This window comes from Stutzerimonas xanthomarina DSM 18231 (assembly GCF_900129835.1).
Classification (GTDB): domain Bacteria; phylum Pseudomonadota; class Gammaproteobacteria; order Pseudomonadales; family Pseudomonadaceae; genus Stutzerimonas; species Stutzerimonas xanthomarina.
Genome location: NZ_FQXA01000006.1, coordinates 187714 through 208949 on the forward strand (window position 1 = coordinate 187714; position 21236 = coordinate 208949).

Sequence of the window (21236 nt, forward strand, 5' to 3'; positions counted from 1 at the left end):
TTCAGCAAAAGGCGAGCGACGGGGTTGCTCGGGTAAACTGCCGCCTGTCTGCCTTTCCTGCCGCGAGCACCTCATGCCGATTCGCCACAGCATCGTTCACCTGATCGAAAAAAAGCCGGACGGCACACCCGCCGTTCTCCATGCCCGCGATTCGGAACTGGGCGATTCCCAGGCCATCGAGAACCTGCTGGCCGATCTCAACGAGAGCTACAACGCCAAGCAGGGCAAGGCCTGGGGCTTCTTCCATGAGGAATCCGGCGCCTACCCCTTCAGCGGCTGGCTCGCGCAATACATGGAAGGCAATCAGAACTTCACCGCGTTCAGCCGCCAGGCGGTCGAGCATCTGCAGAAGCTGATGGAGGAGTCCAACCTGTCAACTGGCGGCCACGTGCTGTTCGCTCACTACCAGCAAGGCATGACCGATTACCTGGCGATCGCTCTGCTGCATCACAGCAATGGCGTCACTGTTACTGACGCGCTGGACGTGGCCGAAGCCAGGCACCTCGACTTGGGTCAACTGCACCTGGCGACACGCATCAACATCTCGGAGTGGAAGAACAACAAGCAGTCCAGGCAGTACATCTCCTTCATCAAGGGCAAGAACGGTAAGAAGGTTTCGGAGTACTTCCGCGACTTCATTGGCTGCCAGGAAGGCGTCGATGGGCCGGGTGAAACGCGCACGCTGCTCAAGGCCTTCAGCGACTATGTCGAGAGCGAAGACCTGCCCGACGAAAAGGCACGTGAGAAAACCAGCGCACTGGTGGGCTATGCCAGCAGTCAGGCCAAGATCGGTGAGCCCATGTCGCTAGAGGAGCTGTCCGGCGTTATCGACGAGGAGCGGCCGCGCGCCTTCTACGACCACATCCGCAACAAGGACTATGGCCTTTCGCCGGAGATTCCCGCTGACAAGCGCACCCTGAACCAGTTTCAGCGGTTCACCGGGCGGGCCGAGGGACTGTCGATCAGCTTCGAATCTCATCTGCTGGGCTCGAAGGTTGAGTACGACGAAGCCCGCGACATGTTGATCATCCGCAACCTGCCGACGCAACTGACCGATCAACTCAAGCGACGCAAAGGATAAGGCGCTGGGCAGCGACGCCTGATCACGCCGTAGGCTGCTGAGGCTGTGCGCAAGGCCTCGCAAAGCACGTCGGCTACGAAAATCTGTCTCCTCGCTGGAATGAAACGGCTATCTGCCAGTCAGATGGCTGCTCATCGCTGCTGCAACCCTGTACGACCCGCTACGGCTAAGGATTCACAATGGATTGGCTGCACCTAATTATTCTGTCCCTGGTCCAGGGCATCACTGAATTTCTCCCGATTTCATCTTCCGCCCACCTGATCCTTCCTTCGCAAGTGCTTGGATGGCCCGACCAAGGCCAGGCATTCGACGTCGCGGTACACGTCGGCACCTTGCTCGCCGTATTGATCTGCTTCCGTCACGAAGTGATCGCGACCACCCGTGGCTGGCTGGCACACGTGTTCCGCCGACAGGTCAGCGCGGAAAGCCGTCTCGGCTGGGCGATCATCATCGGCACATTGCCGGCGGGCATCATCGGCTTGCTGCTGGAGGACTACATCGAGCAGTACACCCGATCGATGCTCTTCATTGCGGCCACGACCATTATCTTCGGCCTGCTGCTGTGGTACGCGGACGTCAAGGGGCGGCGTGTCGCCGAAATGGATCAGCTGACCTGGAAAAGCGCACTGATCATCGGCTTCGCCCAGGCCCTGGCGCTGATTCCTGGCACATCGCGCTCGGGTATCACCATGACGGCAGCCCTGCTGCTTGGCTTTACCCGGCAGACGGCTGCACGCTTCTCCTTTCTGCTGTCGATACCGCTGATTCTCGCCGCAGGCGGGCTGAAAGCCGTCGAGCTGGCTCAGTCAGGTGAAGCTGCGCCGTGGAATGACATTTTCATCGGTGCAGCACTGTCGTTCGTTGCCGCATTCCTTTGCATCAAGCTGTTCCTCAAGGCGCTCGACGCGCTGGGCATGCTGCCTTTCGTGATCTATCGCTTGCTGCTGGGCGTGACACTACTGTTCATCGCGCTCTGACGAGCGTCGATGGAGGCCCGCGCAACGAAATGTGCGCGGGCCCGATGCATCAACGGGCGTCGATGCGATAGCCCATGCGCGGAAAGTGCACATGCACGACGCCAGCACGTTCATCCTCACGTCGCAGAATCAATTCTTCCACACCGGCGAAGACCAGCTCGCCCTCGACCGGATCGGTGCCGTAGTCCACTGCGGAGATGGTCACGGCCTGGCCTGCCTGGAACCCGTTAGGCTCGGAGAACGGCTCATCCGGTAGCTCGGCAGGCGTTGCTTCGCGGGCGATAGCGACGGCGTGTTCGGCTGACAGCTCGGACAGTGAGCCGTGCCCCACGGCCAGTACCTTACCTAGCCAGGCCGCTACGTCTGGATAGGCGTCAATCAGCGGCGCAGTTACCGGTGTGCCTTTAAGGAACCAAAGGCAATGGGCGACAGAGAAATCGGCCACACAAGGTGCGCTGCCAAGCAGAAACTCTCCATTACCGCGCGCTAGTTGCTGTTGCAGACGCGCCATCAGGACCGGCCAGTGGTTCTTAGCCTGCTCCAGTGGAACGCGAGTCGCCGAGCCGCTGCTGAACAAGGCGGCGCGGTCTTTGCTGAACACCTCAATGAACGCCTTGGGCACTTGAGCGAAACGCATCGCCATCGACTCGGGCTGGAACACCAGACTCACGGCGTGCAGAAACAGTACCGAGTCAGCCCACTGCGCCAGCGTAGCCGCGACGAACTCCTGTCCTTCAGGAAACAGCGCAGGTGTGGCTTTTTCGGCCTCCAGACGACGCGCGATCAGAGCGGTATCACAATAGATGTCAGCGCCAATCTGCAGCACGGGCGTGCGCCGATAGCCGCCTGTCAGCGCCGTGAGATCGGGCTTGGGCATGACCGGAGGAATTTGCACCGAACGCCAGGAGAGCTGCTTGAAACCCAGCATCAGCCGCGCTTTTTCGGCAAAGGGCGAGGTTGGATAGTGGTGCAGGATCACTTCGTGCATTGCAGGCTCCGCCAGTCGTTAGGTAGACCGGAAGCTTACTCGCGCCAACGGAGGCAGCCTACCCGTTCAGCTGATTGCCTGGACATTCACCGGATCGCTGCCGGATTGCGCCGAAACCAGCGCTTCCTTGGCCGATTTCTTCATTTGCTTGATGGCGCGCTCACGCCGCAGCGCGTCGCCCTTACTGCCAAGCGTTTCGACATAAACCAGCGCCACCGCGGGGCTGGAGTGAAAGAACCGCGCCCCTCGCCCACTCTGATGAGCGGCGAAGCGGCGCTGTGCATCGTCGCTTATCCCGCAATAAAGCGAACCGTTGGCGGCGCGTATCAGATAGACGAACCAGGGTTTGGTTGCAGCGGTGCTCATGCAGCAAGCTCTTGAGAGGACGGTAGGATTCTCCGGGGCCACGCCCGCCAGGGCAAGGCCGCCCTTGCGAAACGAAACCCGCGAGCTCGGCGCACGTCACCTCGACTTCATCGCGTTAAATCGCTGTGGCAATCTTCCGACACAGTTTTCGTCGGTGGGCGACCAACAGCCAAGCCGCGAGCGGCACCGGTTGCAGCGATCGCCGCTTCGCTTAGCAAAGTCCGTCGATCCTGTCGAGATATGGTGGCGGTTCGCCTTTGCGTATACTGCGCCGATGTTTGTCCAAACTGCATTCCGCAAACGCTGCGCCTCCTGGTTGCTGGCGGCCGGACTCTTCCTGATGCTCAGCAGCTGCGCTGAACCGCCCAGCGCACTCGAGCGGATCAAGGAGGAAGGCGTACTGCGCGTGATCACCCGCAACAGCCCGTCGACTTATTTTCAGGATCGCAACGGCGAAGCAGGCTTCGAGTACGAGTTGGTCAAGCGCTTCGCCAGTCATCTCGGCGTCAAGTTAAAGATCGAGACGGCCGATAGTATCGAAGAGATTTTCAACCGTCTGAACCGCCCCGGCGGCCCGACCCTGGCGGCCGCCGGCCTGGTGGCCAGCGAAGGGCGCAAGGATATGGCGCGCTTCACCCAACCCTACCTCGACGTCACGACTCAGGTGGTCTACCGCCGCGGGCAGCGCCGTCCAACCCAACCGGAAGATCTGGTTGGCAAACGTATTCTGGTACTCAAGGGCAGCAGTCAGGCCGAAAAGCTCAAGGCCCTGCAGAGTGATCTTCCGGATCTTCGCTACGAAGAATCGGATGCGGTGGAAGTGGTCGACCTGTTGCGCATGGTCGACGAGGGCCAGGTGGATCTGACGTTGGTCGAGTCGAACGAACTGGCGCTTAATCAGGTGTACTTCACCAATGCGCGAGCGGCATTCGATCTTGGCGAGCAGAGCAGCCTGGCCTGGATCGTTGGCAAGGGCGAAGACAACAGCGTGCTCGAAGCGGCCAACCAGTTCCTCACCCAGGCGCAGGAGAACGGAACCCTGCAACGCCTGCGGGAACGCTATTACGGTCACGTCGACGTGCTCGGCTACGTTGGCGCCTATGCCTTTGCCAAGCACCTTCAGCAACGTCTGCCGCGCTATGAAAAGGTGTTCCGCGAGACGGCCAAGGAACACGGCGTCGACTGGCGTCTGCTTGCCGCCATCGGTTATCAGGAATCCCACTGGCAGCCCGAAGCGACCTCGAAAACCGGCGTGCGGGGGCTGATGATGTTGACGCTCAATACCGCCAAGGCCATGGGCGTAAACAATCGGCTCGATCCGGTACAAAGCATTCAGGGCGGCGGAAAATACATCGCTCGGGTCCATGCCAATCTGCCTGACAGCATCAAGGAGCCGGACCGCACCTGGTTCGCCCTGGCCGCCTACAATGTCGGCGGTGGGCACCTGGAAGACGCGCGCAAACTTGCCGAAAGCGAAGGGCTAGACCCGAATAAATGGCTGGACGTGAAACAGATGCTGCCAAGGCTGGCGCAGAAACAGTGGTACACCAAGACGCGCTATGGCTACGCCCGCGGAGGCGAGCCGGTGCATTTCGTCGCCAACATCCGTCGCTACTACGACATCCTGACCTGGGTGACCCAGCCGCAGATGGAAGGCCAGCAACTGGTCAACAACGAAATCCACGTTCCCGGCATCAATTCCACCGATCTCGGTGAGATTCTTCCGCCGCTCTGATCCTTCCGGCTCCGCGCTTCAGCTTCGCCCGATGGCGGCGAAGCTGCCTGCGGTATGCTCGGCCAGCACCTCAGCCGCCAGTTCCACCTCCAGCCCTCGCCGCCCGGCGCTGACATAGATGCTCGGTTGTGCCTGCGCCGACACGTCAATAAACGTGCGTAGCCGCTTCTTCTGCCCCAGCGGACTGATGCCACCGACCAGATAGCCAGTCGCGCGTTGCGCCGCCATGGGATCGGCCATGTCGACCTTCTTCACCTTGGCCGCCTGCGCCAGCGCCTTGAGATCAAGCGAACCGGCAACCGGCACGACAGCCACCAGAAGCTCGTTCTTTTCGGTGCAGGCGAGCAGTGTCTTGAACACCCTTGCCGCCTCCAGGCCAAGCTTCTCAGCGGCTTCGAGGCCATAGGATGCCGATTTGGGATCGTGTTCGTAGCTGTGGATGCGGTGGTCGGCCTTGGCCTTTTTCAGCAGATCGATAGCGGGCGTCATGGCGAAAAGAATCGTCGAGGAAAGGACGCTACATTAGCCAAAAACACAAAGGCTCGCACAGCGTACAAGCCGAAAATGGTGCAGCGCGGCCGGGCCGTGAGACCGGCCGCCCTTCCCGACACTCGCTCAGGCCACCTTGTCCCGGTGCATCGCACGCAATTGACGGGCCGCCGCGACCATGTTTACCAACGCCGCCTCGGTTTCCGCCCAGCCGCGGGTTTTCAGGCCGCAATCCGGGTTGACCCAGAGCCGCTCGGCCGGGATTCGCTCGGAGGCCTTCTGCAGCAACTGGACCATTTCAGTTGTGTCCGGGACGCGCGGCGAATGGATGTCGTAGACGCCGGGACCGATGTCGTTGGGGTAGTCGAAGACGCGGAACGCTTCCAGCAGCTCCATGTGCGAGCGGGAGGTCTCGATGGTGATAACGTCTGCATCCATCGCGGCGATCGCCTCGATCACATCGTTGAATTCGCTGTAACACATGTGCGTGTGGATCTGCGTTTCGTCGCGCACACCGCTGGCGCACAGACGGAACGCATCGACTGCCCAATCGAGATAGTGCCCCCACTGGGCGCGCCGCAACGGCAGACCTTCGCGAAATGCCGCTTCGTCGATCTGGACGATTTTGATGCCCGCCTCTTCGAGATCACACACCTCGTCTCGGATCGCCAATGCCAGCTGCCGCGCCTGTTGCTCACGGCTGATATCCTCGCGAGTAAACGACCACATCAACATGGTGACCGGCCCGGTCAGCATGCCCTTCATGACCTTACTGGTCTGCTGCTGCGCGTAGCGAATCCACTCCACCGTCATCGCTGCCGGGCGGCTCAGATCGCCGTAGATGATCGCCGGTTTCACGCAACGCGAGCCGTAGCTCTGCACCCAGCCGAAACGGGTGAAGGCGTAGCCATCCAGTTGCTCGGCGAAATACTCGACCATGTCGTTACGCTCGGCTTCGCCGTGCACCAGCACGTCCAGACCCAATTGCTCCTGTACGGCAATTGCGTGACGAATCTCGGCGTGCATCGCCTCGGTGTAGTCGGTCAGCGCCAGCTTGCCCTGTTTGAAGGCTTGACGCGCCAAACGGATCGCCGGAGTCTGCGGGAACGAGCCGATGGTGGTCGTCGGGAATGCCGGCAGATCCAGCCGCGTACGCTGCTTCTCGATGCGGCTTTCGAAATCGGACTGCCGTTGGCTGTGCCTGGGCTCGATCGCTGCCAGCCGCGCCTGCACGGCGGGCTTGTGGATCCGTGGAGACTCGCCGCGGCTCGCCTGCACCTCGCGGCTTTGTTGTAGCGCCGCCTGAACTTGCGCATCTCCCGGTTGATTGACCGCTCGCGTCAGCACTGCAACCTCCGCGCATTTCTGCACGGCGAATGCCAGCCAGCTACGCAGCTCAGCATCCAGTTGGTCCTCCCGCGCAAGGTCCACCGGTGCGTGCAGCAACGAACAGGACGGCGCGACCCAGAGTCGCTCGCGCAACCGCTCGGCAGCGTGACGAAGCACGCTCAAGGCTTTATCCAGATCGCAGCGCCAGACGTTTCGTCCGTTGACGATGCCTAGGGAGAGGATTTTGTAGGCGGGCAGTCGATCAAGAATGACCGGGTACTGATCCGGTGCACGCACCAGGTCGATATGCAGGCCATCCACCGGCAATACTGCGGCCAAGCCAAGGTTGTCTTCCAATCCGCCAAAATAGGTTGCGACCAGCTTCTTCAATGGTGCGCGCTGCAACAGGTTGTAGGCTCGCTCAAAGGCGTTCTTCCAATCTTGCGGCAAGTCGAGCACCAGGATCGGCTCATCGATCTGCACCCACTCCACGCCCTGCGCGGCGAGCCGCTCCAGCACTTCCCCGTAGACCGGAAGCAGGCGCTCGAGCAGCTCCAGCTTGTCGAACGCTTCCCCCTTGGCCTTCCCCAGCCAGAGATAGGTCAACGGGCCGATCAGCACGGGCTTCACCGCGTGGCCGAGGGCCCTGGCCTCTTCCACTTCCTCGAACAACTGCGTCCAGGACAGCTGAAAGGACTGATCAACGCTGAATTCGGGTACCAGGTAGTGATAGTTGGTATCAAACCACTTGGTCATCTCTTGCGCTTGCCCGGCGCCGCAGCACTGATGAGTTACGCCGCGTGCCATGGCGAACAAGGTATCCAGGGTTGGCTTGCCATCGGCGGGGCGAAAGCGCTCAGGCACAACGCCAAACATCAACGAATGGGTCAGCACCTGGTCATACCAGGCGAAATCGCCTGCCGGCAGCAATTCAATGCCGGCGTCAGCCTGCAGCTGCCAATGGGCGGCTCGCAATTCCCGACCGACCCGACGCAACTCGGCCTCGCTGAGGACACCCTTCCAGTACGCTTCGAGCGCCTTTTTCAATTCCCGGTCGGCACCAATACGTGGGAAGCCCAGGGAATGCGCAACAGCCATGACAATCTCCAATTCGTTTCGTTTTCGATGTGCGAATTGTGGTGGCTTGAGATCTGTGAAACAAACTAATGCATTTCTTGATGATCTTTAGATATCTTCATGATCCGAAACTGACGAGACGCGAAAGCCGAGCGGCCACGCTGCGTGTCGTTTGGTATTCCGCCGGCCAAACCATCGCAAATCTCCAAGCGACCATCTGTTTCCATATGCTGGCTCGACAATGATCGGCGCGCTAGGACACACTTCGCCGCCACGATGAGGATTGCTCAAGTCACCCCAGTCTTGCGTTATCTAGCATCCTCTCGAACCTAGGCCCCGCCCACGAAATAGCAGGAACTCCCCAGCATGCTGGAAATCCGCCACCTGAAAACGCTTCACGCGCTGCGCGAAACCGACAGCCTGGTGGAGGCTGCCGAGCGGCTGCACCTGACCCAGTCAGCACTGTCCCATCAGTTCAAGGAACTGGAAGAACGCCTGGGCTTGCAGCTGTTCGTGCGCAAGACGCGTCCCGTACGCTTCACCAGTGCCGGTTTACGTCTGTTGCAATTGGCCGACAGCGTGCTGCCACAGCTGCGCAGCGCCGAGCGCGACCTGGCCCGGTTGGCAGGGGGCACCGCAGGCCGTCTGCATATGGCAATCGAGTGTCACAGCTGCTTTCAGTGGCTGATGCCGACCATTGACCAGTTCCGCGATGCCTGGCCGGAAGTTGAGCTGGACCTGGCCTCGGGGTTTTCCTTCGCACCGCTGCCGGCCCTGGCGCGCGGTGATCTGGATCTTGTGGTGACGTCTGATCCTGTCGACCTACCGGGCATCACCTATGTGCCGCTGTTTACCTACGAAGCGCTGCTCGCCGTCGCCAACCAGCACGCCCTGGCATCCCGCCCGTTCGTACGCGCCGAAGACCTGGCCAGCGAAACCCTGATCACCTATCCGGTGGAACGTGATCGTTTGGACATCTTTACCCGTTTCCTCGAGCCGGCCGACATCGAACCCGCGCAGGTTCGTACCTCGGAACTCACCGTGATGATGATGCAGTTGGTGGCCTCCGGTCGCGGCGTGTGCTGCGTGCCTAACTGGGCGTTGCATGAATACAGCACGCGCGGTTACGTCACTGCCAAACGACTTGGCGAGAAAGGCCTGTTTGCCACGCTCTATGCGGGCATACGCGCTGACATGCTGGATTCGCCGTTCATGCGCGATTTCCTGCTGACCGCCAAGGACACCTCGTTTTCGACGCTCGAAGGGGTCAGCGCCGCACCGAAGACGAAATAGCTCACTCCTGCCGATACGGCAGCGCATCGCGCGCGGCCTCGGCATAGCGCATCACACCTAGACGTTCCTGCTGTAGGAACTCGCTGACCGCAGCACGCAGCCCCGGATGCTCCAGGTAGTGCCAGGAGCGCGTGATCACCGGCTCGAAGCCGCGTATCAGCTTGTGCTCGCCCTGTGCTCCGGCATCGAAGCGTGACAGGCCAGCAGCAATCGCCTGATCGATCCCTTGGTAAAAGCAGGTTTCGAAATGCAGGCGGTCGAAGTCTGCCAAGCTGCCCCAGTAGCGACCATACAGCTCGCCAGCACCAATCAGACTAAACGCCATGGCCACCGGCCGGCCGCTCTGGCAGGCAAGCACCACCCGGATCGCCTCGGGCATCCGCTCGGCCAGCAGGCTGAAAAAGCTGCGAGTCAGATACGGCGCCTGACCGCGAACATGGTAGGTATTGGCGTAACAGGCATAAACGAAATCCCACTCTGCCTCGCTGACCTTGTGACCTTCGCGCCACTCGAATTCGATCCCCTGCCCCACCACCTGCTCGCGCTCTTTTCGCAGCTGCTTGCGTTTGCGCGACGTCAGCGCGTCAAGAAAATCCTGGAAATCACGGTAGCCGCGGTTGTGCCAGTGAAATTGACAGCCGATGCGCTCAAGCCAGCCATCACGGTTCTGGAAAATCGCATCGGCGTCGGGCTCGGTGAAGTTCACGTGCAGGCTGGAATGTCCCTGCGCGTCAAGCTCCGCCGTGAGCTGATCAAGCAACCGCGCCGCCGCCGCGCGATCACCGAGGAGCCGTGCGCCGGTCACTGGAGAGAACGGCACCGCGCAGAGCAGCTTGGGGTAGTAGTCGATGCCGGCGCGATGACAGGCGTCGGCCCAGGCCCAATCAAACACGTACTCGCCGTTGGAGTTGGTCTTGCGGTACAGCGGTAGCGCGGCGATCACGTCACCCTGCGCATCGCTGAGGACTTGATGATGCGGACGCCAACCGGTGCGTCCCCCGACGCTGCCGCTGTCTTCCAAAGCGGACAGGAAAGCGTGCCTTAGAAACGGCTGAGGATTATCGGCCAGCAATGCATCCCAACGAGCGGGATCGATATCGGCAAGGCGGGACAGGGTCTGAATAGGCATGCGCGCCAGTCTGGCCTGTAACCGGGACGAAAAAAAGCCCCAAGAACATGGGGCTTTATAAGGAGCATCGCGAGCGTAGCGGTGTTGCTTAGAAGACGTATTGGGCGCGCAGGGAGATGGCGTCACCGTCGTCGTCGCCATTGGCGTTGACCACGTCATCCACACTGGTCTTCAGGTAGTTGGCGGAGATCTTTACCGCCTCGTTGGCATACCAGTTGACGCCGATGGTGTGAGTCTTCGCGGCGGCCTCGGCACTGTCGACCGTCAAGCCGGCCACAGGCACGGCGCCACCTTCACCAACCGGCAACATGGCCGTTTCGTCAACCGTGATGTTGTCGTAACGGTAGAAGACTTCCCACGCGCCGAGTTGCTTGTTCTCGGGCTTGATCTTGTCGAACTTGCCGCCATCAAGCTTGTAGCTGCGTGACTCACCGGTAAGTGTGTAGGCGAGCTGGACGTTGTAGCCGGTGGCTTCCAGATCGTTGTCATTGCCGTTCAGGGCCGCGTCGCCATCCGCGTTGCGGGTGAGGTACTCGCCCTGGACGGAGAACGGGCCGATCATGTACGCCGCTTCGAGGCCCCAGGCCTGGTCAGTGCCGTCCAGCGCTGCGCCACCGAACAACGCGCGGTTACCATTCGGGCCGTCTTCGGTGGTGCCGCGGACCGACAGGCGCGATTCGATTTCTTCTTCAAAGCCCGCTTCGACCTCACGTGTAGCGAAATTCAGGCCGAAGTGCAGCACTTGGTCATCTTGAACGATCGGCGCGACCACACCGCGAGCGATGAACGAGGTGTTGTTCTGGCCATCTTCATCTTCGTTTCCGCTCTGGCGGTAGCCGCCGACTTCACCATGGAACATGCCTGCAGTTGCGCGCAGTCGGATGCCTTCGCCATCTTCATGGCTGTTCAGCCAGGGCGCTAGGTCATACATGGCCGACCGCTCGATCGCAGTGATCCATTTGGAACTGACCGCTTCTTCCAGACCGAAAGTCGGGTTGATGCGGCCTATCGATAGTTGCACGGGCTTCCAACCGTTGTAGTGGATCGCCAGTTCATCCCAGTTGCTCGAGCTGTCGCCGAAGTTGCGGTTGAACGTATAACCCCAGTCGGTAAAGGCCACACCCGATATCTCGATACGTGCCCGGCGGAAATAGGTCTCGTCAGCACGCTCACCGTTCTGGGTGTAGAAACCATCAAAGCTGTCAGCATCAGCTTGCAGACGACCGTTGATCTTGAAAGAGAACTCCTTGTCCGTCGTCCCTACTTCCAGACCACCCTTGGTCTTGATCATGATATCGGCGCCGTCAGTCGTAACGGTGCCGGCGAAAGCCTGGGCGGAAACGGCCAGAGCGAGGGCGCTGGCGGCGAAACCGGCGAAGTGCTTACGGATCATCGAAAATTCCCCTTTTGGTTTAGCGTCGGAAAACACACGGCTAGTGGCTCTTTGTGTTGCCGGCATCTTGGCCAGCGCGTGTGTCAGCCAGGTGGCTATTCCATAAAGGTTTTATGACAGCGGGAACTTAAAAGATCCGTCTTTATCGCTAATTATCAAGGCGGCAGCCGGATCCTCTCTGCATGCGGCGGCAAGGTACAAAAAAGGCGGACCGAAGTCCGCCTTTTACCCGTGAGTGTTAACGCAACTCAGCGTTTACGCAGGATCACGCTGCCAATCGAGTAGCCCGCACCGAACGAGCTGAGCACGCCGAGGCTGCCGCTGGACAGGTCATCCTGATGCTTGTGGAAGGCAATGACCGAACCCGCCGAACTGGTGTTGGCATAGGTGTCGAGAATAACGGGCGCTTCTTCCGGGCTAGCATCACGACCGAGCAACTTGCGTACAATCAGATGATTCATGTTCAGGTTCGCCTGGTGCAGCCAGAAGCGCTTTACCTCGCTGACCTCGATCCCGTTTTCCTTCAGGTGCTCGCCAATCAGCTCGGCCACCATCGGGCAGACTTCCTTGAACACCTTGCGGCCTTCCTGAACGAACAGCTTGTCCGGGTTGGTCATGTATTCCTCGGCGGTGCGATTGAGGAAACCGAAGTTATTGCGGATATTGTTGGAATACTCGGTCGCCAGCTTGGTGCTAACGATGTCCCACTGATAGCCCGAGGTGGCCTGATCGGCGCGCTCGACGATGACCGCCGTGCAGGCGTCGCCGAAGATAAAATGGCTGTCGCGGTCGCGGAAGTTCATGTGCCCGGTGCAGATCTCCGGATTGACCATCAGCACCGCACGCGCCTGGCCCAATCGCACCGAGTTGGCGGCATTCTGAATACCGAAGGTGGCCGAGGAACAGGCTACGTTCATGTCGAAACCGAAACCCTTGATACCCAGCGCCGCCTGCACTTCGATGGCAATCGCCGGATAAGCGCGCTGCAGGTTGGAGCAGGCAACGATCACACCGTCGATATCGGCTGCGGTTTTACCTGCGCGCTCAAGCGCCTGCTGAGCGGCCTTGACCGACATTTCGCAGAGGATGGACCACTGGTCATTGCTGCGCTCAGGGATGCGCGGAACCATGCGATCCGGATCGAGGATGCCGGCTTTGTCAGTGACGAAGCGACTCTTGATGCCGGACGCCTTCTCGATGAACGCAGAGCTCGACTCCGGCATCGGCTGAACATCACCCGCTTCGATCGCCGCAGCGTTCTCGTCGTTGAAACGACGTGAGTAGGTGTTGAAAGACTCAACCAGCTCGTCGTTGGAAATGCTCTGGGCAGGGGTGTAAAGGCCGGTACCGCTGATGACGACGTTATGCACAGTCGTTCCTCTCGAATATTGGCTGATCGTAGTCGGGTGTCGGAACAGGAGCGAAGCCAGCGAGCGCCGATGCGATCGTCACGCCGCGTCTGTTTATATGGCGGCTATTGTGCACGAAAACCGAACACAATCTGCAGCTCAGCGCGTAAAAGCAGACAAAGGTTGATGATCTGCAGCGAGGAATGCCGTGCGCCTGCTACGCCCACCGTGGCCCGCTGGCTCCAGGCTTTCGGGTATTCTTGCACACCCTCATTCCAGGACCGCGCCCGATGAAAGAGCCACTCGCTGAACTGATACGTCTGATCAGCTCAGGCTGCATGAGCGATGACGAGATCAACCGACTCGCCGACGAAGCGGCTCAGGCCTATGCGGACCCCCAGGCTTTCCTGCAGGCGAATCCGGACATCATCTACGACGATGACTTTCCCATTCCGCTGGGTGAATGGATGATCGTCGGAAGCTTGCCGGACACCGTACTGTTCCAGGCCGACGATTATCAGGCGCTGTTCGAGCAGATCGTCGGGTCATTCGGGCCGGATGTGAATTTCGTCCTCAAGCCAAAGCAGCTGGCGAAGACCGAGCCGCTCAAGGCACTCAACCGCATCCAGACCCAGTTGAGCAGTCTCTACCCGGAAAAAGGCGGCTACGTGCTGGTGGACTTCAGCGAGCCGCTGGACGATGAGTTGCAGGCCGTACTCGTCTACACCTGCGATATCGAGCGGGTCATGGCGCTGGCGGTGGAAGCCGGCATCTATGCGGCACCAGCGCTGGCAGCGCTTCAGGCGGAAAACGGGGACTGACTCAACGACGACGCAGCGGCTCGAGCAAGCCGGACAGGCCGTTGTGGTCGATCTCCTGCATCAGGGCCAGCAGCTGACCGAGATCCCCGGGTGGGAAACCGACCCGGGCGAACCAGTTCAGGTAGTTGCCGGGAAGATCCGCAATAAGCCGGCCCTTGTATTTGCCGTACGGCATCGTCTGGGTCACCAGGCGTTCGAGATCTTCAGCTTTCATTTGCAAGGTTCCCGGTGATAGAGCCGCAAATACTGCCAGAGCCGTTCCGCCCGCGCACATTTCGCACATTGGCGCTGCCTATCGGTCGGATAGATACGCAGTTGCCAGCCCGGGCCGATTGCTTTGGCAGAATTGACGCTCGCGCCGCTGCGCCCAACCCGACAGTCGAGGAGATCTAGATGACGGATCAACCGAGTTCCAAACCCGAACTGGACGACGCCGCACTGGCATTCGCCGAGCAGGTTTTCGAAAGTGCCCGTACCGGTGACGCTCAGCGTCTCGGCGACCTGCTCGGTCGGGGCTTGCCGGCCAATATCCGCAACCACAACGGCGACAGTCTGTTGATGCTCGCCAGCTACCACGGCCATCTCGACGCCTCGCGCGTGCTGCTGGAAAACGGTGCGGACCCCCAATTGCGCAACGACAAAGGCCAGAGCCCGCTGGCCGGCGCTGCGTTCAAGGGCAACCTGGAAATGGCCCGACTGCTGCTCGACCACGGCGCCGATGTCGAAAGCGCCTCGCCCGACGGCAAGACCGCACTGATGATGGCTGCCATGTTCAATCGCAGTGAAATTGTCGAACTGTTGCTGGCGCGCGGCGCGGATCCGAGTCGTGCCGACATGAACGGCGTGACGCCCCTGGCTATCGCGCATTCCATGGGCGCTCAGGACACACCGCATCTGCTAACCAAAGCCCTTGCTGCCCGTAGCTAGTAGCTGAGTTTCAACTGCGCAGCGACTGAACGGCGACCCTCCTCTGCGCACCGCGCCGTACATCGGATGGCTGCAGCTGCCAGCACGGTGGCCAAGGCAGCCTTCGCACGGAGCGCATTTATCCTGCGGCCTGCTGTCCAGGTGTTTGCCTACAGGCACATGGCGGCTGAGGACCATGCAGGGCGACAGTCAGTTCGCCACCGGTCCTGGCCGGGTGCCGATAACTGCTGCGCGTTGCCTGTTACGGGTCGTGCCGTAGATACAATCTGCCTTCGATGCCGCGACGAACTTCAACTTGCGATTATTGCCTACCCATCGCCCCATCCCCCGCACGCCCAGCGCCGCTCGACTCCAGCAGCACGTGTCCGTTATTCAAACCATCCGTTGAGGCACCGATGACCCAAGTGAACGCCACAGGCAAGCCGATGCTCTCGGCGCGCGCCATTCTGCTGATTGAACTGGCGCTGGCCATGGGCGGGTTCGCCATCGGCACCGGCGAGTTCGCGATCATGGGTCTGATGCCCAACGTCGCGCAGGGCCCCGGCATCAGCGAGCCGCAGGTGGGCCATGTGATCAGCAGCTATGCCCTGGGCGTAGTGGTGGGCGCACCACTGTTGGCGATCCTCGGCGCACGCATGTTTCGGCGGCATCTGCTGTTGCTGCTGATGGCCTTTTTCGCCCTGGGCAACTTTGCCAGCGCCATGGCACCGGACTACCAGGCGCTGATGCTGTTCCGCTTTCTGGCCGGCCTGCCTCACGGTGCCTATTTCGGCGTAGCCATGCTGGTCGCAGCCTCGATGGTGGCTCCAGATCAGCGGGCCAAGGCAGTTAGCCGCGTGCTGGCGGGCCTGACCATTGCCATGTTGATCGGCAACCCCACCGCGACCTGGCTGGGGCAGTGGCTCAGTTGGCGCTGGGCCTTCGGCCTGGTCGGGCTCATCGCGCTGCTGACGGTACTGCTGGTGGCAATCTTCCTGCCGCTCGACCGCAGCGAGCCGCGCAACAATGCGATACGCGAGCTACGCGACTTCAATCGCAAACCGGTGTGGCTGGCACTGGCCATCAGCTCGATCGGTTTCGCCGGCATGTTCTGCGTGTTCAGCTACCTGGCACCGACCATGCTGCAGGTCACCGGCGTCAGCGAACATTGGATCCCGGTGGGTCTCGCCGCGTTCGGCCTGGGCGGCATTGTCGGCAATATCTTCGGCGGCTGGCTGTTCGACAAGCTGGGGTTCAAAGCCGTCGCCTGGCTGTTGCTGTGGAGCATTCTGGTCCTGTTGATATTCCCGCTCGCCGCGCATTCGCTGTGGACGATCCTTCCGGCCGCGTTTGCGGTCGGCACCATGGTGTCGCTCGGCCCGCCCCTGCAGACTCACCTGATGGACGTGGCCGGCGAGGCCCAGACGCTTGGCGCTGCGTCCAACCATTCGGCGTTCAACGTCGCCAATGCCCTGGGCCCCTGGCTCGGCGGCCTGGCGATCAGCGCTGGCCTTGGCTGGACTGCCACCGGCTACATTGGTGCCGCTACCGGCGCCGCCGGCCTGCTGGTGTTCTGGTGGGCCTGGACCGCAAGCGATGCAAGCGAAGCAACCCGGGGAACCGCCACCGCCTGCGATTGAACAGCCCGAACATGAGGCTGCGACATACCGGGCGCTGCCTACGGTGGAAATATTTCGTTACGGGGCTTAAGTTTCCCCGTTTCGGGTCGTCTTTTTCCGTGGCACCAACCCGGACGGCGTTGGCACCAGCATGAAGGACCGTCAGGATCAGCAAGGCATGTTCATCAACACCGAACTGGTACGTGCGGCGAAGGATGGCAGCCATTACCTGCGGTACTTTTCCTCGATGCCCGGCAACGACAGCGTGCTGCTGCCGAAGCTGTCTTATAACCACTAACCTGCCGAAGTGGGACATGGCCATCGGTACCTCGATCAACATCGACAGCATTGATGCCGAACTGGAACAAATCCAGGCGCAAATCGATGAGCGAATCCAGGCGATCGTCACCAGCACCATTGTTCTGGCAGCCATCATGCTGGTCGTGCCCGGCCTCGTCGGGCTGGCACTGAGCAACTCTATCGTGCGGCCTATTCAGCGCATCAAAGACAACCTCGACGACATCGCCGCCGGCGAAGGCGACCTGACCCATCGGCTGCAGATCACCAGCCAGGACGAAGTCGGCGAGCTGGCGTCCTCGTTCAACCGCTTTGTCGAGAAGATTCACGGCATGGTAAGCCAGATGGTTGAGGTCACCTCTCAGCTGACCGAGCTGGTTGGCGAGGTGGCTGCGCAGGCACGGCGCTCCGAGATCGCCATGGCGCAGCAGCGCCAGGAAACCGACCAGGTGGCCACAGCCATCCATGAGATGTCCGCCGCAGCACAGGAAGTGGCACAGAGCGCGCAGAATGCTGCCAACGCCGCACAACAAACCGATCAGGAAGGCCAGGACGCCAAGCGAGTCGTCGATGTCAGCGTTCAGCGCATTCACTCGCTGGTGCAGGACATCGGGGAAAGCGGTGCGTCCATCAACAACCTGCAAAAGGACGTAAGCTCAATCATCAATGTGCTGGGCGTGATCCGCTCGATTGCCGACCAAACCAATCTGCTGGCGCTCAACGCCGCCATCGAGGCGGCACGTGCCGGCGAGGCCGGCCGAGGTTTTGCTGTTGTGGCCGACGAGGTGCGCGCACTGGCCAGCCGGACTCAGCAGAGCACGCAGGAAATCCAGGGAATGATTGATCGCCTGGAGCAAGGCACGCAAAGCGCAGTCAACGCCATGATCCGTTCCAGCGAAGCGGGCGAGAGCAGCAGCGAACAGGCCAATCGCGCGGGCGTTTCCCTGGATGCGATCGCTCAGCTGATCGGCACCATCAACGCCATAAACGCGCGGATCGCCAGTGCCGCCGAAGAGCAGACTTCGGTTGCCGAGGAGATCAACCGCAGCGTGCATCAGATCGCCGTCTCGGTCGATCAGGTCGCTGACGAGACCCAGCAAGGCGCGCAGACGGCGCGCAACCTGGAGCAGCCGGGCAACCGCCTGGGCGCACTGGTCAAGCAGTTCCGGATCTGATCGGCAACCCAATTGCGGCGCGCACGGGCAGCGCTCGGGCCAAGCCAGTCAGGGAAATCGCCAACACAGGTCGCCAGAATGGCGGCCTGCCAGACAACGCCGATCTCGACCTGCTGATCATGCCGCGCTCAGCATGCCCGGCATTCGGTTGACTCAAGGGGCGCTGTTGTCCATGGATTGCGGCCCTCGTCTATCCAGCCCAGGGTTGCCTGCCAGAAGCCGTGCCGGTGGCGCTCATGGAACAGATCGAAATGCCCGACCCGCGCCAGACCCAGCTCGGCGGGGCTGAGCCGCACATGTTCACAAGTACTGTTCCGGTAATAACTCAAGCCTCGTTCGATAGCCGGCAACGTGCCGTACTCATCATCCGTGACGCTCACCGCGAGAATCGGTGCGCGGACCGCGGCAAAGCGTTGCAGCACTTCGTCACGTTCGTGAGCCGGATAGCTGCTTTCCAGCCGTGCGCGGCGAAACGCCCACTCCAGCGCGACACCGGCTGGCAGGTCTTCCAGCCAGCCCAGGCGCCGCCCAGGGAAATAACCGCATAGCGCTGTCAGGGCAGGCATGAATAGATGCCATTTGGCGAACATCTGCCAGCGCTGCGCCGAAGCATAATCCGACCAATAGGCGTATTGCGCACCGACGCTGAGAAAGCGATCCACCTCTGTTGCCGCCGTCGCGAAACCAGGCAGGAAGCCGCCGATGCTGTGCCCTACTGCCACCAACAGACCCTCTGAATCGCGGGCGCGCATCCAGCGCACTGCCGCATCGAAGTCATAGTCACCCCAGTCACGCCAGCGAATCTTAACGCCGCGCAGGCTGGCCGGACGCGACCCACCGATGCCACGGTAGTCGTAAGTCAGCACCGCATAGCCCTGCTCGCGCAGGAAACCGGCGTAACGCGCGTAGTAGCGGGCCAGCACGCCAGTCGCGCTACTGATAATCACCGAGCCGCGCGCTTCGCCAGCCGGCAACCAGAGTTGCGCGGCGAGCGGATAGCCATCACGGCATTGCAGAACTAGATGCTTGGGCATGGGCACTTTCTGATCTGGACTCCGCTACATCCTTGCCCACCGGAGCGGGTCTTGCCAGTGGCTGGGGCTGGAAAAGTATCCGGCGCGGAATATTTCGGCCCTAGAATGCGAGCAGTGTCTGGTTTAAACACCCACCCCGCTATCACTAATATCGAACGCAGCGCTGGCTCAGCACCCGCGCCAACGGCTAGTGTATGGCGGCACTAGGCGCTTCGCGTTGACGCTCTACCTCCTGCCGCTCGGCTCTTTCATCTTCATCCGCCCACTGCGGCAAAAGCCGTTATCGGAGTTATCCATGCAAAGCGATCAGCTGATCGTATTCGCTGTGCTGGCCGCCACCCTCGGGCTGTTTGTGTGGAATCGCTGGCGTTACGACATCGTCGCCCTTGGCGCATTGCTGGTGGTCGCCCTGGCCGGCATCGTGCCACCGCAAGAGGCATTCATGGGCCTTGGCCATCCGGCGGTGATCACCGTTGCCGCCGTGCTGGTGCTCAGCCGCGGCTTGCTCAATGCGGGTGTGGTGGATTCGCTGGCACGGCACCTGACCAAGGTCGGCGATCGGCCCTGGATTCAGGTAATGACGCTCACCAGCATCGTCGCGCTGTGCTCGGGCTTCATGAATAACGTCGGCGCGCTCGCGCTGTTCATGCCCGTCGCCGTCTGGATGTCGCGACAGAGCGGGCGCTCACCTTCCTATCTGCTAATGCCGCTGGCTTTCGGCTCTTTGCTCGGCGGCACCCTGACCCTGATCGGCACGCCGCCGAACATCATCATTGCCGGCTATCGGCGTGAAATCAGCGAAGCGCCGTTCGGCATGTTCGACTTCCTGCCGGTGGGCCTCGCCATCACCCTTGCCGGGGTGCTGTTGATCGCTCTGCTCTGGCGCTTGACGCCTCGTCGCGAGGACCCGAGCGGTGAGCAGGGGCTGTTCGAAATCAGCGCTTATTTGACCGAGCTGCAGATTCCGGCCGACAGCAAATACGCTGGCCGCACCCTGCATGACCTGATCGTCGCAGGCGGTGACGAGGTCGATGTAATGGTCACCGGGCTGGTACGTGCCGGAAAGTACCACCGTATGCCGTCGACCTATGAAGTTCTACGCAACGACGACATCCTGCTGGTCGAAGCTGACTCTGACAGCCTGAAGCGGTTTCTCGACGTGACGCACCTGCGTCTTGCTGCCGAAGCCGACAGCAAGGCGGACGCCCGTGAAAAAGCCGAACAGGACAAACAGCTGAAACGGAACGGTGAGCCTGACAAACAGCCCGAGGCTGCCGATTCCAAAGCCGACCGCAACGCCGAGCGCGCCCTGGCCGAGGCCATCGTCACTGCAAGCTCGTCTTTGATCGGTACTAGCGCCTCCGGTCTAGCACTGCGTGAGCGTCATGGCGTCAACATCCTGGCCGTGGCTCGCCAAGGGCAGCGATTGCAACAGCGGCTGGGCAAGATCCGCTTTGCCGCGGGCGACATCCTGCTGTTGCAGGCGCGTGAGGATCAGCTGCAGTCGACGCTCAACAGTCTCGGTTGCCTGCCGCTGGCATCGCGCGGCCTGCGGATCACCGCACCTCGCCAGGTGCTGCTCGCCAGCAGCATCTTTGCCGCTGCGCTGGTGCTCATTGCGCTGGGCATGGTGCCGTCCGCCGTCGCATTGGTGGGTGCCGCCCTGGCGATGATTCTGGTCGGGCTAGTCCCCACGGGGGACATCTACAAGAGCATCGACATGTCGATCATCGTCCTGATTGCCGCGATGCTGCCCATTGGCGAAGCGCTGGAAAGCACCGGAGGCTCGCGCCTGATCGCTGATGCTCTGCTGGACGTTGGCCAGGCCGCCCCGCCGGCAGCCACCGTGGCGATCCTGATGGTGGGTGTGATGCTGCTGTCGAACGTGGTCAACAACGCCGCCGCCGCGGTGCTCGCCGCGCCCGTGGCGATCGCCCTCGCGCGCGGTATGGACGCCTCTGCCGATCCGCTATTGATGGCGGTCGCCATCGGTGCCTCCTGCGCCTTCCTGACGCCCATCGGGCACCAGTCGAACACGCTGGTCATGGCGCCCGGCGGCTACCGTTTCGGTGACTACTGGCGGCTCGGGCTGCCGCTGTCGATGCTGGTGGTGCTGGTGGCCGTTCCCGTCATTCTGTGGGTCTGGCCGCTGTAGCAGTCTTTTGCAAGCGGGGCTCA

Annotated in this window: 17 protein-coding genes and 1 pseudogene; 9 read left to right on the top strand and 9 right to left on the bottom strand. The window is 61.3% G+C overall.

The window, feature by feature from the left end:
* Positions 1-73 precede the first annotated feature (73 nt).
* Both yejK and BUE09_RS16195 read left to right on the top strand, forming a co-directional pair.
* The gene (yejK, locus tag BUE09_RS16190; protein ID WP_073302373.1) at positions 74-1081 is read left to right on the top strand and encodes a nucleoid-associated protein YejK; all 1008 of its coding nucleotides are present in this window, start codon (positions 74-76) and stop codon (positions 1079-1081) included.
* A gap of 179 nt (positions 1082-1260) precedes the next feature.
* The gene (locus BUE09_RS16195; protein WP_073302376.1) at positions 1261-2058 is read left to right on the top strand and encodes an undecaprenyl-diphosphate phosphatase; all 798 of its coding nucleotides are present in this window, start codon (positions 1261-1263) and stop codon (positions 2056-2058) included.
* Between the two features lie 49 nt (positions 2059-2107).
* On the opposite strand, the gene BUE09_RS16200 is transcribed toward BUE09_RS16195, so the two are convergent.
* Positions 2108-3046, bottom strand: a complete 939-nt coding sequence (locus tag BUE09_RS16200) for a glutathione S-transferase family protein (RefSeq protein ID WP_073302378.1) — start codon at positions 3044-3046, stop codon at positions 2108-2110.
* 66 nt (positions 3047-3112) lie between these two features.
* Positions 3113-3412, bottom strand: coding sequence for a GIY-YIG nuclease family protein (locus BUE09_RS16205; RefSeq protein ID WP_073302380.1), 300 nt, complete (start codon positions 3410-3412; stop codon positions 3113-3115).
* A 274-nt stretch (positions 3413-3686) separates the two neighbouring features.
* On the opposite strand from BUE09_RS16205, the gene mltF reads away from it, so the two are divergent.
* Entirely contained in the window at positions 3687-5147 is a 1461-nt protein-coding gene (gene mltF, locus BUE09_RS16210; protein WP_073302660.1) for a membrane-bound lytic murein transglycosylase MltF, read from the top strand.
* Between the two features lie 18 nt (positions 5148-5165).
* On the opposite strand, the gene ybaK is transcribed toward mltF, so the two are convergent.
* Both ybaK and metE read right to left on the bottom strand, forming a co-directional pair.
* Positions 5166-5636, bottom strand: coding sequence for a Cys-tRNA(Pro) deacylase (ybaK, locus tag BUE09_RS16215; RefSeq protein ID WP_064480384.1), 471 nt, complete (start codon positions 5634-5636; stop codon positions 5166-5168).
* 126 nt (positions 5637-5762) lie between these two features.
* Positions 5763-8063, bottom strand: coding sequence for a 5-methyltetrahydropteroyltriglutamate--homocysteine S-methyltransferase (gene metE / locus BUE09_RS16220; protein ID WP_073302383.1), 2301 nt, complete (start codon positions 8061-8063; stop codon positions 5763-5765).
* Positions 8064-8408: 345 nt separating this feature from the next.
* On the opposite strand from metE, the gene metR reads away from it, so the two are divergent.
* Positions 8409-9335 (top strand): transcriptional regulator MetR, encoded by a 927-nt coding sequence (metR, locus tag BUE09_RS16225; RefSeq protein ID WP_064480386.1) that lies wholly within the window; start codon positions 8409-8411, stop codon positions 9333-9335.
* 1 nt (position 9336) lies between these two features.
* On the opposite strand, the gene BUE09_RS16230 is transcribed toward metR, so the two are convergent.
* From BUE09_RS16230 to BUE09_RS16240, 3 genes are all read right to left on the bottom strand, one after another.
* Entirely contained in the window at positions 9337-10464 is a 1128-nt protein-coding gene (locus BUE09_RS16230; protein WP_073302385.1) for a GNAT family N-acetyltransferase, read from the bottom strand.
* A gap of 88 nt (positions 10465-10552) precedes the next feature.
* The gene (locus BUE09_RS16235; RefSeq protein WP_073302387.1) at positions 10553-11857 is read right to left on the bottom strand and encodes an OprO/OprP family phosphate-selective porin; all 1305 of its coding nucleotides are present in this window, start codon (positions 11855-11857) and stop codon (positions 10553-10555) included.
* Positions 11858-12105: 248 nt separating this feature from the next.
* Positions 12106-13227: a beta-ketoacyl-ACP synthase III gene (locus BUE09_RS16240; RefSeq protein WP_073302389.1), complete on the bottom strand. Its 1122-nt coding sequence runs from the start codon at positions 13225-13227 to the stop codon at positions 12106-12108.
* A gap of 269 nt (positions 13228-13496) precedes the next feature.
* Between BUE09_RS16240 and BUE09_RS16245 the strand changes: the two genes are divergently transcribed.
* Complete coding sequence (locus tag BUE09_RS16245; RefSeq protein ID WP_073302391.1) at positions 13497-14027, top strand: hypothetical protein; 531 nt, start codon at positions 13497-13499, stop codon at positions 14025-14027.
* Position 14028: 1 nt separating this feature from the next.
* On the opposite strand, the gene BUE09_RS16250 is transcribed toward BUE09_RS16245, so the two are convergent.
* On the bottom strand, positions 14029-14241 hold the full coding sequence (locus BUE09_RS16250; protein ID WP_019341106.1) for a DUF3820 family protein: 213 nt from the start codon (positions 14239-14241) through the stop codon (positions 14029-14031).
* 179 nt (positions 14242-14420) lie between these two features.
* Here BUE09_RS16250 and BUE09_RS16255 point away from each other — a divergent pair, with 179 nt between their 5' ends.
* From BUE09_RS16255 to BUE09_RS16265, 3 genes and pseudogenes are all read left to right on the top strand, one after another.
* A complete protein-coding gene (locus tag BUE09_RS16255; protein ID WP_073302393.1) occupies positions 14421-14954 on the top strand; it encodes an ankyrin repeat domain-containing protein in 534 nt (177 codons plus the stop codon).
* Between the two features lie 395 nt (positions 14955-15349).
* Complete coding sequence (locus BUE09_RS16260; protein WP_073302396.1) at positions 15350-16573, top strand: MFS transporter; 1224 nt, start codon at positions 15350-15352, stop codon at positions 16571-16573.
* A gap of 85 nt (positions 16574-16658) precedes the next feature.
* Positions 16659-18024 (top strand): annotated as a pseudogene (locus tag BUE09_RS16265) (methyl-accepting chemotaxis protein); the annotation flags it as partial.
* A 128-nt stretch (positions 18025-18152) separates the two neighbouring features.
* Here the strand turns inward: BUE09_RS16265 and BUE09_RS16270 are convergent.
* A complete protein-coding gene (locus BUE09_RS16270) occupies positions 18153-19058 on the bottom strand; it encodes an alpha/beta hydrolase family protein (protein WP_073302398.1) in 906 nt (301 codons plus the stop codon).
* 295 nt (positions 19059-19353) lie between these two features.
* On the opposite strand from BUE09_RS16270, the gene BUE09_RS16275 reads away from it, so the two are divergent.
* A complete protein-coding gene (locus BUE09_RS16275; protein ID WP_073302400.1) occupies positions 19354-21213 on the top strand; it encodes an SLC13 family permease in 1860 nt (619 codons plus the stop codon).
* Positions 21214-21236 lie beyond the last annotated feature (23 nt).